This is a genomic window from Pseudomonas sp. SAS7, assembly GCF_052112345.1.
Classification (GTDB): Bacteria; Pseudomonadota; Gammaproteobacteria; order Pseudomonadales; family Pseudomonadaceae; genus Aquipseudomonas; species Aquipseudomonas putida_Q.
In genome coordinates this window covers 297,888-312,247 of record NZ_JBEGGO010000003.1, presented here as the reverse complement: position 1 = coordinate 312,247, position 14,360 = coordinate 297,888, and the positions used below count along the sequence as shown (strand labels likewise).

Genomic DNA, 14,360 nt, shown 5'->3' with positions numbered 1-14,360 from the left:
CGACCACAACAATAACGGCCAGCGCCCAGCTGGTCGAGCGGACCAGCCATGTACAAAAACAACAAAATCCTGCCTGCCGTCTCACTGCTTTGTTTTACCCTTCCGGCCCATGCCGAAAGCTTTCTGGAAGACAGCCAAGCCTCGCTGAAGGCCCAGAATTTCTATCTCAACCGCGACTTTCGTGAAGGCCTGGGCATTTCCAAACGCGAAGAATGGGCTCAGGGCTTTGTCCTTGATTTCCGCTCCGGCTATACACCCGGCATCGTCGGCTTTGGCGTCGATGCCTTGGGTATGCTTGGCCTGAAGCTCGACTCCTCTGCGGGCCGCAGCGGCACCGGCCTCTTGCCGGTTGGCAATGATGGCCGGGCTCCGGACGAATACAGTAAATTCGGCTTCACCGCGAAGGCGCGCCTGTCGAAGACCGAGCTGAAGATTGGTACCCAGCTGCTCAAGTATCCGACCATCGCCTCCAGCTCCGGTCGTATCTTGCCGCAGACCTTCCAAGGCGGCGTTATCTCCTCCAAAGAGCTGGACAGCCTGACCTTCACCTACGCGCAGATCGACCGTACCACCAAGCGTGACTATTCACACAGTGAGGCCATGAGCCTGGTCAACAAGAATGGACGCTTTCGTGGCACGCCCGCAGCCGATGACTTCCGCATGAGCGGGGTGGACTATGTGCTCGACCCACACGTGAGCCTCAGTTACCAGTACGGCGAGCTTGACGAAATCTACGGTCAGCATTACTTCAGCCTGCTTGGCAGTACACCTCTGGGCGCAGGTAAGCTGGCGCTGGATGCGCGCTACTTCATCAGCGACGACAAGGGCCAGGCCGTGGCCGGGCAGGTCGACAATCGCACGCTCAACGTGCTGCTCAGCTACAGCCAGGCCGGGCACACTGTCGGCATCGCCTACCAGGGCCTGTCAGGCAGCACGGCAATGCCGTACCTGATCGGCACCGATGCCTACCTGACCAATTACATGATGGCCGCCGATTTCATGGAAACCGGCGAACGCAGCTGGCAATTGCGCTATGCCTACGACCTCGCGGCCCTGGGTATCCCCGGGCTGACGTTCTCGACCCGCTACAACAATGGCGCGCATGCCAACCCAGCCAACTTCGCAGGGGAAGGGCGTGAGTGGGAGCGGGACACCGACCTGGGCTACACCGTACAGTCCGGCCCGCTGAAGAACGTCAATGTCCTGTGGCGCAATGCGGCGCTGCGCTCCAACTACCAGCGAGATATCGATGAGAACCGGCTGATCGTGACTTATACCCTGCCGTTGTTGTGATAGCTGCCGCTGTTTTAGGGGTCATGTACGAGGAATGATCGCCCATCATTGGCGATAAGGCCGGCAAAGGTTTTTGCCGGCCTGTTTTTTCTGGCCGATGAAAGGACAGCCTGCCATCCGCTTATAGTCCAGACTGTCTACAGCACGCGCAGATGAATGCTGCGGTCGAGCACAGGATGTGGCAGCCTTTGGCCACCACGCCGGGTCGCCGGATGTTATATGTGCCGAGGGTTGTAGATGATCGAGCGTTGCTTGCGCCAAGCCTTGCTGCTGTTGCCTTGCCTGCTGCTGCCTCTGGCGGGCGTAGCCGACGAGCCATGCCGACGGCTGACCGCTACCGGCAACCCCGAATACCCCCCTTACCTGTGGCGCGACCCGCAAAACCCTCAGCAACTGATCGGTGCCAACGCCGACCTGCTCAAGTACCTGGGCAAGCAACTGGGGCTGGACATCGAGTTTGTTTACGTTGGGCCGTGGTCGCGTGCGCAGGAAGAAGTGCGCACTGGGCGGATCGACTTGATGGCCGGGTATTTTCTGACCGAGGCCCGCCGACAGCAGATGGACTTTATCGCCCCGCCATTCCTGCATACCCCCAGCGTGGTATGGGTGCGCCGGGACAATGCCTTTGCCTACCGGCAATGGGCCGACCTCAAAGGCCGCAAGGGCGGCACCCTGGTCAGCAACAGCCATGGCCAGCAGTTCGATGAATACGCCCAGGCCAACCTCACCCTCGAAGCAGTGCCCGGTGCCCGGCAGGCGTTCGAGAAGCTGATGCACAAGCGCAGTGACTACGTGGTCTACGAGCAGTACCCCGGGATGGCGCTGGCGCGTACGTTGGGTATCACCGATACCCTGCAGGTGTTGCAGCCGCCAGTGTCCAGTGAAGGGTTGTACCTGGCGATGTCACATGAATCGCCCTGCAACAAGCCGCAGCTGCGTGAGGCGCTGGCGCGGGAGATGGCGAAAATCGTTGGCGGGGCGTTGCCTGAGCAACTGCTGCAGCAGACCCTGGAGCGGTGGCAGTAACAGCCCTCGTACGCGGTCCCTTGTAGGAGCGGCCTTGTGTCGCGATGGGGCGCGCAGCGGCCCCTGGATCTTTGCCTGACTTCGAGATTGCCGGGGCCGCTGCGCAGCCCATCGCGACACAAGGCCGCTCCTACAGGGACCGTGCCAGTTGTTCGGCTTCCTTGGCCTGGGACACATTGACCGCACGGGGCAGGGTGACGTCGTTTTTTGCCGCGAGGATCTCGGCCATGACACTGACGGCGATCTCGGCCGGCGTCTTGCTACCAATGTAGATGCCAATCGGGCCATGCAGGCGCTGCAGCGAGGTCTCGCTTTCGCCGAAGTGCTCGATGAGGCGCTCGCGGCGCAGCTGGCTGTTACGCCGTGAGCCGATGGCGCCGATGTAGAACGCAGGGCTGTGCAAGGCTTCGAGCAGGGCCAGGTCGTCCAGTTTGGGATCGTGACTGACCGCGACGATGGCAGTGCGAACGTCTGCGGCGAAGGCGCGGACGACGTCGTCCGGCATGCCGGGCAGCAGGTTGACCCCGGCAACATTCCAGCCGGCCGTGTACTCCGGGCGCGGGTCGCACAGCGAAACGTTGAAACCGTTGAACAGTGCCATGGTAGCGAGGTACTCGGCCAAGGCGCCGGCACCGATCAGCAGCAGGCGGTAGCCGGGGCCGAGGGTGCTGAGCATGCGCTGGCCGTCGAAGCTGAACAGTTCGGGTGTCCCGGTGGCACAGAGGCTGGCTTCGCCGCTGCGCAGGTTCAGGTCACGGCGCACCAGGTTTCCGCGGTCGAGGCAGGCCAGCAGTTGGTCCAGGTGCGCCAGTGAGGGGGCGAATTCCAGCATAAGTTCCAGGGTGCCGCCGCAGGGCAGGCCAAAGCGGTGGGCCTCGTCGGCGCTGACGCCATAGCGCACCACCTGGGGCTGGCCATCGGGCATGCCGGGGCCGCCGTACGCGCTGGTGTAGCGGTGGATGAGGTCGTCTTCGATGCAGCCGCCGGAGACACTGCCGGCCACGCGGCCGTCGCTGCGCAAGGCCATCATCGAGCCGACCGGGCGAGGGGAGGAGCCCCAGGTGCGGGCGACCGTGGCCAGCAGGACGCGGTGACCGGTGGCGAGCCAGTCTCGGGTGGTGCGCAGGACCAGCAGGTCGATGCTTTCCATTGGGGTTCCATTAAACCTGATGTTCAAGGGTGGTTATGATGGCCTCTTCGCGGGTAAACCCGCTCCCACAGGTACTGCACAAATTTCCTGAGCGGCGTGTTTCCTGTGGGAGCGGGCGTGCCCGCGAAGAGGCCGGTGCATGAGCCACGTCAACTCAGCGCATATGCAAGATGATCGGGCTGCTGCTGGCCGGGTCGGTATGACCACGCAGTTTGCCTACCGCCTGCGCATCCACCGCACCACCCTGGTTACCCCAGGCCGTACGCACAAAGCTCAGCACCTCGGCAATGTCCTGGTCACTCAACTGCGCGCGGAAAGCCGGCATGCGATAGGCATCCGGCACACCGGCAGCCACCACCCGCTGCGAACCATTGAGGGTGATATTGATCGCCGAGGCGTCCTCCCTGGCCAGTGCCGAGGTGGCGCCTGCCAAGGGCGGCATCCATTCGGCCTGGCCTTTGCCGTCCAGACCGTGGCAAGACGCGCAATGGGTCACATAGGTGTGCGCCCCTGGGCTGTCGAGCCGTGCCGCTGCCGATTCGGCCTGGTACTGCCATGGCGCGCCGTCACGCTGTGGGTCGCCGGGCAGTGATTTCAGGTAGTGGGCAATGGCGGCCAGGTCATCGTCATGCATGAACTGCGTGGAGTTGTTGAACGCCTCGGTCATCGAGCCGAATACCACGGCATGCCGGTTGCGCCCGGTTTTCAGGAACTGCGCGATTTCTGCCTCGCTCCAGCGCCCCAGCCCGGTGTTGTGGTCGGCGCGCAGGCTCGGTGCGTACCAGCCGTCGAGCAGGGCACCGGCCAGGAACGGCTTGCCGCTTTCATCCAGGGCCTTTTCGTTGAAGGCCAGGCCGCGCGGGGTGTGGCAACTGCCGCAGTGGCCGGGGCCCTGGACGAGGTAGGCACCCCGGTTCCACTGCGCATCCTGCCCGGGCTTGTCGGCGTATGGCGTAGTGGCGGCGAACAGGCCATTCCACACGGCAATGGGCCAGCGCAGGTTCAGCGGCCAGGGGATGTCGCTGGCCAGGTTAGCCTGCCGGGCGGGTTGCACGCCGTGCATGAAGAACGCATACAACGCCCTTACATCATCATCGCTGAGCTTGGCGTAGGACGGGTAGGGCATGGCCGGGTACAGCCGCCTGCCACCGGGCGCGACACCCTGGCGTACGGCGCGGTCGAAATCGGCCAGGCTGTAGCTGCCGATACCGCTGTCGCGGTCCGGGGTGATGTTGGTGGCGTGGATGGCCCCAAGCGGGGTGGCCATTTCCAGCCCACCCGCGAACGGTTTGCCTTCTGGCAGGCTGTGGCAGGCCACGCAGTCGCTGAGGCGGGCCACGTACTCGCCGCGGCTGATCAGTGCCGGGTCAGCGGCAGTGGCCTGCGCGTCGGCAAACGGCGAGGCCGGCTCGCGGGTGACATACCAGGCCAGCAGGCCTGCCGCGACCAGGCACGGCAGCGCCAGCCAGCCAGCGGTCCTTGCGAAACGATGGGTCATGGGGCGTCCCTTGTGCAGTCAGCTGAAGGTATGGCGGCTCAGTGGCAAGCTGCGTACGCGCTGGCCGGTAAGCTGCGCGACCGCGTTGGCCACTGCCGGGGCTACGGCGGGTAGCGGTGGTTCCCCGATACCGCCCATCTTCGCCCCGCTTTCGACAATGCGCACATGCACCCGCGCCATGCGCGAGGGCGGCAGGATCGGGTACAGGTCGTAGTTGCGTGCGCGCGGCTTGCCATCCACGTATACGGCTTCTTCCACCAGCGTCTGCGACAGGCCAAGGGCAACCGCGCCGTTAACCTGGTGTTCGATGATCGCCGGGTTGACGATGCTGCCCGGGTCGATGGCCTCCCAGATGTCGTGCACCTTGACCTGGCCGTTCTCTATCGATACCTCGGCGATGACTGCCGCCTCCGAGCCGAACGGTGAGGCCATGGCCACGCCGCGTGCCCGTTTGCTGCCATCCTCGGCGGTGAACGGCCCGCGTTTCCAGCCACCGGACAATTCGGCGACCGCGTTCAGCAGGTTGGTCAGGCGCGGGTTGTCGCGCAGCAGATGCAGGCGCAGCTCGAACGGGTCCTTGCCGCCCTTGTCGGCCAGTTCATCCAGGAATGATTCATAGAAGAAGTCGTTCAACGAGTTGCCCACCGAGCGCCAGTAGCCGAGCATGGCCGGGCCTTTGACGTAGATCTGGGCGATGCGCCTGTTGGCGATGGCGTACGACTTGCCTGATAGCCCCTCAAGCGCGGTCGGGTCGATCTTTTCCCCTTGCTTGCCAGCAAGAGCCTCGGTCGGGCCTTCGGTGGCGCTGACCGCTTCGAGGGCCACTGGCATGCCATCGGCATCCAGCCCGGCGCGGAATTTCACCACTGCGACCGGGCGCAGCACATCACGCAGGAATTCTTCTTCGCGGCTCCAGATGAGTTTTACCGGCCGACCCACCGCTTTGGCCAAGGCAATGGCCTGCGGGTAAGGGTTGGCCGAGTCGTACAGGAAGTGGCGGCCAAAGAAGCCGCCCAGCAGTGGCGAGTGCAGGTTGATGTGCGCAGGCTCCAGGCCGGTACGCTTGGCAATGTCGTCACGGAACATGTCCGGGGCCTGGTTGGGCAGCCAGACGTCCAGGGTGCCATCCGGGTTGAAGCGGGCGAGGGCGGAAGGTGGCTCGAGCTGGGCATGGTTCAGGTACTGGTTGTGGTAGCTGGCTTCGACCTTGGTTTTGGCATTGCTCAAGGCGCCGGCGATATCGCCTTCGTTCTCTTCATCACGGGCCGGGCCCTCGACCGTTGCCAAGTGCTCGCGCCAGGCGTCGCTGGAGAAATCGGCCGGCATCGGCCGCACCTTGCTGTCGGCGGTCGGCTCTTGCCAGTCAACCTGAATCGCCTCCACCGCGCGCTTTGCGTGCCACCAGCGCTCGGCAACCACGGCCACGGCGCCAGGCAGTTGGTGCACTGAATGCACACCTTTCATGGCCTTGACCTGCTCTTCGTTGCGCAGGCTGCCCACGGTCATGCCCAGGCGTGGCGCGTGCTGCACGGCGGCGTGGAGCATGCCGTCGACCTTTATGTCGATGCAGTACTGGGCCTTGCCGGTGGACTTGTCGTAGGCATCCAGGCGCCGCACGGGCTTGCCGATCCAGCGGAACTGGCTGGGATCACGCAGCTTGACGCTGGCCGGGTCGGGTACCGGCAGGTCCATGGCGCGCCCGGCGAGCTCACCGTAGGGTATCGAACGCCCCGTCGTGGTATGTACCACGTTTCCTGGCGTGGTCGAGAGTTCGTCGACCGACACGCCCAGTTGTTGGGCCCCTGCTTGCAGCAACATGGCCCGGGCAAGGGCGCCCAGGCGGCGCATGGTCGGGTAACTCATGCGCACCGACATGCTGCCACCGGTGATGCGCATGCCGTTTTCCATCACTACATAAGCGTCGCCCGGTGGCGCGCTATCGACCACGAAGTTTACGGGGTCGACATCCAGCTCTTCACCCACGATCTGTGCCATGGCGGTGAAGGGGCCTTGCCCGCCTTCCATGAAGGGGCTGAGCAGGCGCACCGTGCCGTCTGGGCGAATCTCCAGAAACGCCGGCACCTGGGTGCCGCGTTCTGCGGTTGCCGCGCCTGCGGCCTGCACGCGGGCCGAGCCCATGGGCAGGCCGAAACCCAGTACCAGGGCGCCGACTGCGGTGCCGGCAAGAAAACGCCGCCGCGACAGGTTGACGGTTTCGCCCAGTTGCAACTTGAGCAGCTCTGCGGGGCTATCGACTGGCGTGTTCATCAGGCCTGCTCCCCTTGGGCCAGGTCATGCACGGCAGCATGGATGGCGTTGTAGGTGCCGCAACGGCACAGGTTGACCATGGCCGCGTCGATCTGCGCATCACTGGGCTTGGGGGTGTGCTTGAGCAGCGCCGTGGCGGCCATGACCTGGCCAGACTGGCAGTAGCCGCACTGGGCCACCTGGTGCTCGACCCAGGCCGCAACCACCCGTTTGCCAACGGCATCGGCTTCGATTGCCTCGATGGTGGTGACCTCGCGCCCCACCACACCGGCCACTGGGGTGACACAAGCGCGGACCACGTTGCCGTCCACCAGCACCGAACAGGCGCCGCACTGGGCTAGGCCGCAGCCGTACTTGGTGCCGGTCAGCCCCAGGTCATCGCGGATCACCCATAGCAAGGGCGTGTCGGCGTCCGCCTCGACCTGGTAGGTCTGCTGGTTAATGCGTAGTTCCATGGTTCACCTGCCAGTCATCGGTTGCTGTCGCTGTGTTTTTCTGTGCGGGAATACGTTGTTCCCCAGAGAAGAAACGCTAGCACAGGGGGATGACCGCTGGTCTGCAGGCCGGGCCAGGTTCAGAGGATCAGGCAAGCAATCCGGTGTAATGCGCAAGCGATGAGGTAAACAGGACTTCCGGGGTGAAAACCCGGATAATGCCGGCCAATTTCGTTTTGCACGCTTAAATCACGGTAATCCCGCATGGAAATCAAGGTCAATTTTCTCGACAATCTCCGTCTCGAAGCCAAGTTCGACGACTTCACGGTGATCGCCGACCAACCGATCCGCTACAAAGGCGATGGTTCGGCCCCAGGCCCGTTCGACTATTTCCTGGCGTCTTCGGCCTTGTGCGCGGCTTACTTCGTTAAGCTGTACTGCCAGGCGCGCGACATCCCCACCGAAAACATTCGCCTGTCGCAGAACAACATCGTTGACCCGGAAAACCGCTACAACCAGATCTTCAAGATCCAGGTCGAGCTGCCCGAGGACATTTCAGACAAGGACCGCCAGGGCATCCTGCGCTCCATCGACCGCTGCACGGTCAAGAAGGTTGTGCAGACCGGCCCCGAATTCGTGATCGAAGTGGTCGACAACCTCGATGCCGATGCCCAAGGCCTGCTGATGCCGGTGGCGGACAGCAGCACCTACATCCCAGGCAAGGACCTGCCGCTGGAGCAGACCATCGCCAACATGTCGGGCATCCTCGCCGGGCTGGGGATGAAGATCGAGATCGCTTCATGGCGCAATATCGTGCCCAACGTATGGTCGCTGCACGTGCGCGATGCGCAGTCGCCGATGTGCTTCACCAACGGCAAGGGCGCAACCAAGGAAGCGGCGCTGGCCTCGGCGCTGGGCGAATTCATCGAGCGCCTGAATTGCAACTTCTTCTACAACGACCAGTTCTGGGGTGAGGAGCTGGCCAACGCGCCGTTCGTGCACTACCCGAACGAGCAGTGGTTCAAGCCTGGCCCGCGTGACGCGCTGCCGGCCGAGATCCTCGACGAGCATTGCCTGGAAATCTACAACCCGGACGGTGAGCTGCGTGGTTCGCACCTTTACGACACCAACTCGGGCAATACCGCCCGGGGCATCTGCTCGCTGCCGTTCGTGCGCCAGTCCGACGGGCAGGTGGTGTACTTCCCGTCCAACCTGATCGAAAACCTGTTCCTCAGCAACGGCATGAGCGCCGGCAACACCCTGGCCGAGGCGCAGGTGCAATGCCTGTCGGAAATCTTCGAGCGCGCCGTGAAGCGCGAAATCCTCGAAGGCGAGCTGTGCCTGCCGGACGTGCCGCAGGAGGTGCTGGCCAAGTACCCGGCGATTGTCGCCGGCATCCAGGGCCTTGAAGAGCAGGGCTTCCCGGTGCTGGTCAAGGATGCCTCGCTGGGTGGCGAGTTCCCGGTTATGTGCGTGACCCTGATGAACCCGCGCACCGGTGGTGTGTTCGCCTCGTTCGGCGCTCACCCGAGCCTTGAAGTGGCGCTGGAGCGCAGCCTCACCGAACTGCTGCAGGGCCGCAGCTTCGAAGGCCTGAACGACCTGCCGCAGCCAACCTTCGAAAGCCACGCGCTGACCGAGCCGAACAACTTCGTCGAGCACTTCATCGACTCCAGCGGCGTGGTGTCGTGGCGCTTCTTCGGCGCCAAGGCCGACTTCGAGTTCGTCGAGTGGGACTTCTCCGGCCATGGCGAGGACTCCAATGTTCAGGAGGCCGCAACCCTGTTCGGTATTCTCGAAGACCTGGGCAAGGAAGTGTACATGGCGGTGTACGACAACCTTGGCGCCACTGCCTGCCGCATCCTGGTGCCGGGCTACTCGGAAATCTACCCGGTCGAGGACCTGATCTGGGACAACACCAACCGCGCCCTGTCGTTCCGCGCCGACATCCTCAACCTGCACAGCCTTGAAAGCCGCCCCCTCAAGCTGCTGCTCAAGCGCCTGGACAACTGCGATGTGGATGACTACACCACCATCACCACGCTGATTGGTGTGGAGTTCGACGAGAACACCGTGTGGGGCCAGTTGACCATTCTCGAGCTGAAACTGCTGATTTGCCTGGCGGTGCAGCGTTTCGAGGATGCCAAGGAGCTGGTCGAGGCATTCCTGCAATTCAACGACAACACCGTCGAGCGTGGGCTGTTCTACCAGGCGCTGAACGTGGTGCTGGAAGTGCAGCTGGATGACGAACTGGAGATGGACGATTACGAAGCCAACTTCCGCCGCATGTTCGGCAATGCGCGCATGGACGCAGTACTGGGTTCGCTGGACGGCAGCGTGCGCTTCCATGGCCTGACCCCGACCAGCATGAAGCTCGAAGGCCTCGACCGCCACCTGCGCCTGATCGAGAGCTACAAGAAACTGCACGCAGCCCGGGCCAAATTCGCCTGATAGCTGCTGTCCCACTCGTTATTGTGTGCTGGCTGTACCGGCCTCATCGCCGGCAAGCCAGCTCCCGCAGGTACTGCACCGTTCTTGAGCGTTTTGCTGAACTTGAGGGAGCTGGCTTGCCGGCGATTGCGCCAGCAGCCCTCATATAGCACTCTGATCTTGGCGCTATCCCCAATGCGTCTTTCCGCTTCACCTGACAGGCGAGTAAATTTTTCTCCCCCAATATATGGCGCGTTAACCGCCAGAAGGACCTCGGCCGCGCACGACAAGAAGGCGCAGACCATGAGCATCCCTTTGGACACCAATGCCCTTAAAGCCCGTCAGCAGGCCGCCTGGGCCAGCGGTGACTACGCGGTAATCGGCACCACCCTTCAACTGGTTGGCGAACGCCTGGCCGAGGCCTGCGACTTGCGCTGGGACGAGCAGGTGCTGGACGTTGCTGCCGGCAACGGCAACGCCACCCTGGCCGCTGCCCGGCGCGGCTGTCGCGTCACCTCCACCGACTATGTGCCCGAATTGCTCAAGCGCGGCGAAGAGCGGGCGCGGGCCGAGCACTTGAATGTGCTGTTCCAGGTGGCCGATGCCGAAGCGTTGCCGTTTGCCGACGGTACCTTCGATGCCGTGCTTTCCACCTTCGGCGTGATGTTCGCCCCTGATCAGGCGCAGGCCGCACGCGAGCTGGCCCGGGTGTGCCGGCCTGGTGGCCGCATCGGCCTGGCCAACTGGACCCCACAAGGCTTTGTCGGGCAGATGTTCAAAATTCTAGGCCGGCATGTGCCGCCACCCCCCGGTGCCTTGCCGCCTTCGCGATGGGGCGATGAGGAGCAGTTGCGCGTGATGTTCGAAGGGGCGCTCGGCGAACTGAAAGTCAACCGGCAGCAGTTCAACTTCCGCTATCGCTCGGCGGCGCATTTCATTGAGGTGTTCCGCACCTGGTATGGGCCGGTACACAAGGCGTTTGCCTCATTGGAGCCGGAGGCGGCCAGTGCGCTGGAGCGGGATCTGACCCAGTTGCTGGATGAAAGCAACGTGGGTGGGTCTTCCTCGTTGGTGGTGCCCAGTGAATACCTTGAGGTGGTGATTAGCCGAGGCTGAGTTCACGGGTGGGTGTCAGTTCTTGCACTTGGCCATCACTACTTGGCAAGTTCGGGGTGCGCCCCCCGAGCGGCCGGCATAGCGTATGCAATTGTTCATGGATTTTTGCCGCGCAATGCTCAGGGTATTGCCCCAGGCCAGGCCGCCTTCGCCAGTTGTGGGTACGGCTTTGGCGAAGCAGTTGGAGCCTACCGCAGGCGTGGCGTAGCGCGCCTTGCTGGCTTTGCTGGAGCAACCTGCGGTAAGCGCCAGGCTGAGGGCGAGCAGGGTGGTCAGGGCCCAGGATGCGTTTGGTCTGCTCACGTGTTCCCCTTCTGCGCTTGGCAGCAAATGCCTTGCAGGATATTTCATTGTAGCGAAGCGGTGAACTATCGCGTCGTGAAGGGGCTCCTTTGCTAAGCGCACCCTGCGCTCACCTGATGGCGCAAGCCCATCAGCCCCCTGGGTCACTGAATGAAAAGGAGGCACTGTGACCGCTACTGACCAAACCCTCTACCGCTGCACGCCCAGCCCGCTGCACGCCCTGTTGCTGGCAGGGAGTGTCCCGTTGTTCCTTGGCGCGCTGCTGAGCGACATCGCCTACTTCAACAGCTACCAGATCCAGTGGAGCAACTTTGCCGCCTGGCTGATCGCCGGCGCCTTGGTGTTCTGCGGGCTGGCACTGCTGTTTGCGCTGGCCAACCTGATCCGCGCCAAACGCAAGGGCGGGCGCGCCACGCTGTACTTCGTGCTGCTGCTGGTGACTTGGGTACTCGGCTTGATCAATGCGTTCGAGCACGCCAAGGACGCCTGGGCGGTGATGCCGTCGGGGCTGGTGTTGTCGGTGATCGTGACCGTGCTCTCGGTAGTGGCTGCGTGGACCGGCTTGAGCAACCTGCGTTCGGGAGGTGCAGCATGAAGCCTTTGCATGCATTGAGCTTGTTGAGCATGGCGGTGTTGCTGAGCGCCTGTGGGGGTGACGGCGAGCCTACCCAGGCCCATGGGCCGGACCCGAAGCTGCCCGATCCGCAGCGCGGGCTGCTGCCGAGCATGAAGATTGCGCAGCCGGTTGCCTGGGGCGAGCAGAAACCGGCCGTGCCTGAGGGCTTCAGCGTCACGGCCATTGCCACTGACCTGAAAATCCCGCGGCAAAGCCTGGTGCTGCCCAATGGCGATATTCTGGTGGCCGAGGGCAGGGGTGGCAGCGCGGCCAAGCTCAAGCCCAAGGATGTGATCGCCAGCCAGATCAAGGCCAAGGGCAATACTCAGGTCAAGGGTGGCAACCGCCTGACCCTGTTGCGCGATGCCGACGGCGATGGCACCTACGAGGTGCAGACCGTTTTCGCGGAAAACCTCAACGCGCCGTATGGCCTGGCCTTTGCCAACGGCAAGCTGTATGTGGCCAACCAGGATGCGCTGGTGCGCTTCGACTACAAGGAAGGCCAGACCCAGGCCGACGGCCCGCCATCCAAGGTCACCGACCTGCCGGCCGAAATCAACCACCACTGGACCAAGGCGCTGACAATCAGCCCCGATGGCCGCTATCTGTATGTGGGCATCGGCTCGAACAGCAACATCACCGAGCGCGGGCTGGAGGTGGAGATCGATCGGGCGATGGTCTGGCAGGTCGATGCCGAAACCGGCGCCCACCGGCCCTACGCCACTGGTTTGCGCAACCCGACAGCATTGACCATTCAGCCGCAGACCGGGCAGTTGTGGACGGTGGTCAACGAGCGCGATGAGCTGGGCCCCGACCTGGTGCCGGACTACCTTACTTCGGTGCGTGAGGGTGGCTTCTATGGTTGGCCTTACAGCTACTGGGGGCAGAACGTGGATGATCGGGTGCGGCCGCAAAACCCGGACAAGGTGGCTACGGCGATCAAGCCGGACTACAGCCTGGGTTCGCATGTGGCTGCATTGGGTGTCGACTTCTCGATCCCGGCCATGGGTGAGCGCTTTGCCGACGGTGTGTTCGTGGGCGAGCACGGTAGCTGGAACCGGCCCGACCCGGTGGGCTACAAGGTGATATTCGTGCCGTTCAGCAATGGCCGGCCTGCTGGGGAACCCATCGACTTCGCCACGGGCTTTCGCGGTGAGGATGGCAAGACGCGTGGGCGGCCGGTGGGGGTGACCGTGGACCCGCGTGGGGCGTTGATCATTGCCGATGACCTGGCCAATACGGTATGGCGGGTGACACGTAACCGTTGAGTATTGCTCTGGCCCAAATCCACTCCCCCATGGGAGTGGGTTCATCCGCAAAAAGCCGGCGAGGTGATGGCGCCGGCAGGGTGGTGGGCAGCGTCTATGCTTGTTGGCGCGTGAACCATTCGCGCCCTTTTTTGGTTGATCACATGGAAGCAGGTCTATGAACCCGATTCGCTCTCTCGCTCGTGCTGTTGCCCTGGCCACGCTGGCATCCGCTGCCAGTTTCACGGTGCACGCTGCCGATATCCCGATTGCCAGCGAGGCACTGGAAAGCCATGTCACCACGCAGGTCACAGCCATCGACCTGGCTAACCGGCAGGTCACGGTGAAAGGCCCTGATAACAAGAAAGATGTGACGTTCCAGCTTACGGAAAACGCGAAGGCACTGCCTAACCTCAAGGTTGGGGACCAGGTCGATATCTTCGTTACCCGCGCTGTGGCTTATGTGCTCAACACCGATGTGGGTGGGGCGCCGAAGGCCAGTGAGGAGTCCGGTACCATTCGCGCCACTGCGCAAAACCCCAACCCGGGCGGCGAGGCATTCCGCCAGGTGCGGGTCACCTCGCAGATCAAGAAGATCGACCTCAAGACGCATGAAGTGAGCCTGCTGCCACCCGAGGGCAAGTTGCAGCTGGTCAAGGTCGAAAACCCGGACTTGCAGGCACGCATGAAGAATCTCAAGGTCGGCCAGACGGTCGATGCGATCTTTACCGAAGTGCTGCGCGTCGAAACGTCGCGCTGAGCATTTACTGAGACAGGCTACGGGTTGCCCATGAATCCGTCGTGATGCCTTGCATGACGGCGGATGCTATAGGCCACCCGAGCACGCAAAAATCCTCATCACGGGCAAATCGCAACCGCTTCAAACATGCGCCTGACGAATAATCTACGTGCATGCTTTCGATTTCCATCAATGGTGGGAATTTTCGATCATTGCCTGAACGTTTTTCAGCAATGAGGG

12 protein-coding genes are annotated in these 14,360 nt (G+C 63.1%); 7 read left to right on the top strand and 5 right to left on the bottom strand.

The window, feature by feature from the left end; all coding sequences use genetic code 11:
* Window positions 1-48 precede the first annotated feature (48 nt).
* Both ABI582_RS07195 and ABI582_RS07190 read left to right on the top strand, forming a co-directional pair.
* The gene (locus tag ABI582_RS07195; protein ID WP_442118798.1) at window positions 49-1,293 is read left to right on the top strand and encodes an OprD family porin; all 1,245 of its coding nucleotides are present in this window, start codon (window positions 49-51) and stop codon (window positions 1,291-1,293) included.
* A 237-nt stretch (window positions 1,294-1,530) separates the two neighbouring features.
* Window positions 1,531-2,319: a substrate-binding periplasmic protein gene (locus ABI582_RS07190; RefSeq protein ID WP_442118797.1), complete on the top strand. Its 789-nt coding sequence runs from the start codon at window positions 1,531-1,533 to the stop codon at window positions 2,317-2,319.
* A 130-nt stretch (window positions 2,320-2,449) separates the two neighbouring features.
* Here ABI582_RS07190 and ABI582_RS07185 read toward each other — a convergent pair whose 3' ends face one another.
* From ABI582_RS07185 to ABI582_RS07170, 4 genes are all read right to left on the bottom strand, one after another.
* Window positions 2,450-3,469 (bottom strand): XdhC family protein, encoded by a 1,020-nt coding sequence (locus ABI582_RS07185; RefSeq protein ID WP_442118796.1) that lies wholly within the window; start codon window positions 3,467-3,469, stop codon window positions 2,450-2,452.
* Window positions 3,470-3,623: 154 nt separating this feature from the next.
* Window positions 3,624-4,967 (bottom strand): c-type cytochrome, encoded by a 1,344-nt coding sequence (locus tag ABI582_RS07180; protein ID WP_442118795.1) that lies wholly within the window; start codon window positions 4,965-4,967, stop codon window positions 3,624-3,626.
* 18 nt (window positions 4,968-4,985) lie between these two features.
* Window positions 4,986-7,235: a molybdopterin cofactor-binding domain-containing protein gene (locus tag ABI582_RS07175; protein WP_442118794.1), complete on the bottom strand. Its 2,250-nt coding sequence runs from the start codon at window positions 7,233-7,235 to the stop codon at window positions 4,986-4,988.
* Window positions 7,235-7,690: a (2Fe-2S)-binding protein gene (locus tag ABI582_RS07170; protein WP_016487486.1), complete on the bottom strand. Its 456-nt coding sequence runs from the start codon at window positions 7,688-7,690 to the stop codon at window positions 7,235-7,237. The genes ABI582_RS07175 and ABI582_RS07170 overlap by 1 nt, the downstream gene beginning before the upstream one ends.
* A 243-nt stretch (window positions 7,691-7,933) precedes the next feature.
* On the opposite strand from ABI582_RS07170, the gene ABI582_RS07165 reads away from it, so the two are divergent.
* Together ABI582_RS07165 and ABI582_RS07160 are read left to right on the top strand one after the other, a co-directional pair.
* Window positions 7,934-10,120, top strand: coding sequence for an OsmC domain/YcaO domain-containing protein (locus ABI582_RS07165; RefSeq protein ID WP_442118793.1), 2,187 nt, complete (start codon window positions 7,934-7,936; stop codon window positions 10,118-10,120).
* Window positions 10,121-10,402: 282 nt separating this feature from the next.
* Window positions 10,403-11,215, top strand: coding sequence for a class I SAM-dependent methyltransferase (locus tag ABI582_RS07160; RefSeq protein WP_442118792.1), 813 nt, complete (start codon window positions 10,403-10,405; stop codon window positions 11,213-11,215).
* Window positions 11,216-11,230: 15 nt separating this feature from the next.
* Here the strand turns inward: ABI582_RS07160 and ABI582_RS07155 are convergent, their stop codons facing one another.
* Window positions 11,231-11,518, bottom strand: a complete 288-nt coding sequence (locus ABI582_RS07155; RefSeq protein WP_081237966.1) for a hypothetical protein — start codon at window positions 11,516-11,518, stop codon at window positions 11,231-11,233.
* Between the two features lie 166 nt (window positions 11,519-11,684).
* Between ABI582_RS07155 and ABI582_RS07150 the strand changes: the two genes are divergently transcribed.
* The 3 genes from ABI582_RS07150 (at window position 11,685) to ABI582_RS07140 (ending at window position 14,141) form a co-directional block, all read left to right on the top strand.
* On the top strand, window positions 11,685-12,113 hold the full coding sequence (locus ABI582_RS07150) for a DUF2231 domain-containing protein (RefSeq protein WP_442118791.1): 429 nt from the start codon (window positions 11,685-11,687) through the stop codon (window positions 12,111-12,113).
* The gene (locus tag ABI582_RS07145) at window positions 12,110-13,402 is read left to right on the top strand and encodes a PQQ-dependent sugar dehydrogenase (RefSeq protein WP_442118790.1); all 1,293 of its coding nucleotides are present in this window, start codon (window positions 12,110-12,112) and stop codon (window positions 13,400-13,402) included. The genes ABI582_RS07150 and ABI582_RS07145 overlap by 4 nt, the downstream gene beginning before the upstream one ends.
* A 157-nt stretch (window positions 13,403-13,559) precedes the next feature.
* Window positions 13,560-14,141: a hypothetical protein gene (locus tag ABI582_RS07140; protein WP_442118789.1), complete on the top strand. Its 582-nt coding sequence runs from the start codon at window positions 13,560-13,562 to the stop codon at window positions 14,139-14,141.
* Window positions 14,142-14,360 lie beyond the last annotated feature (219 nt).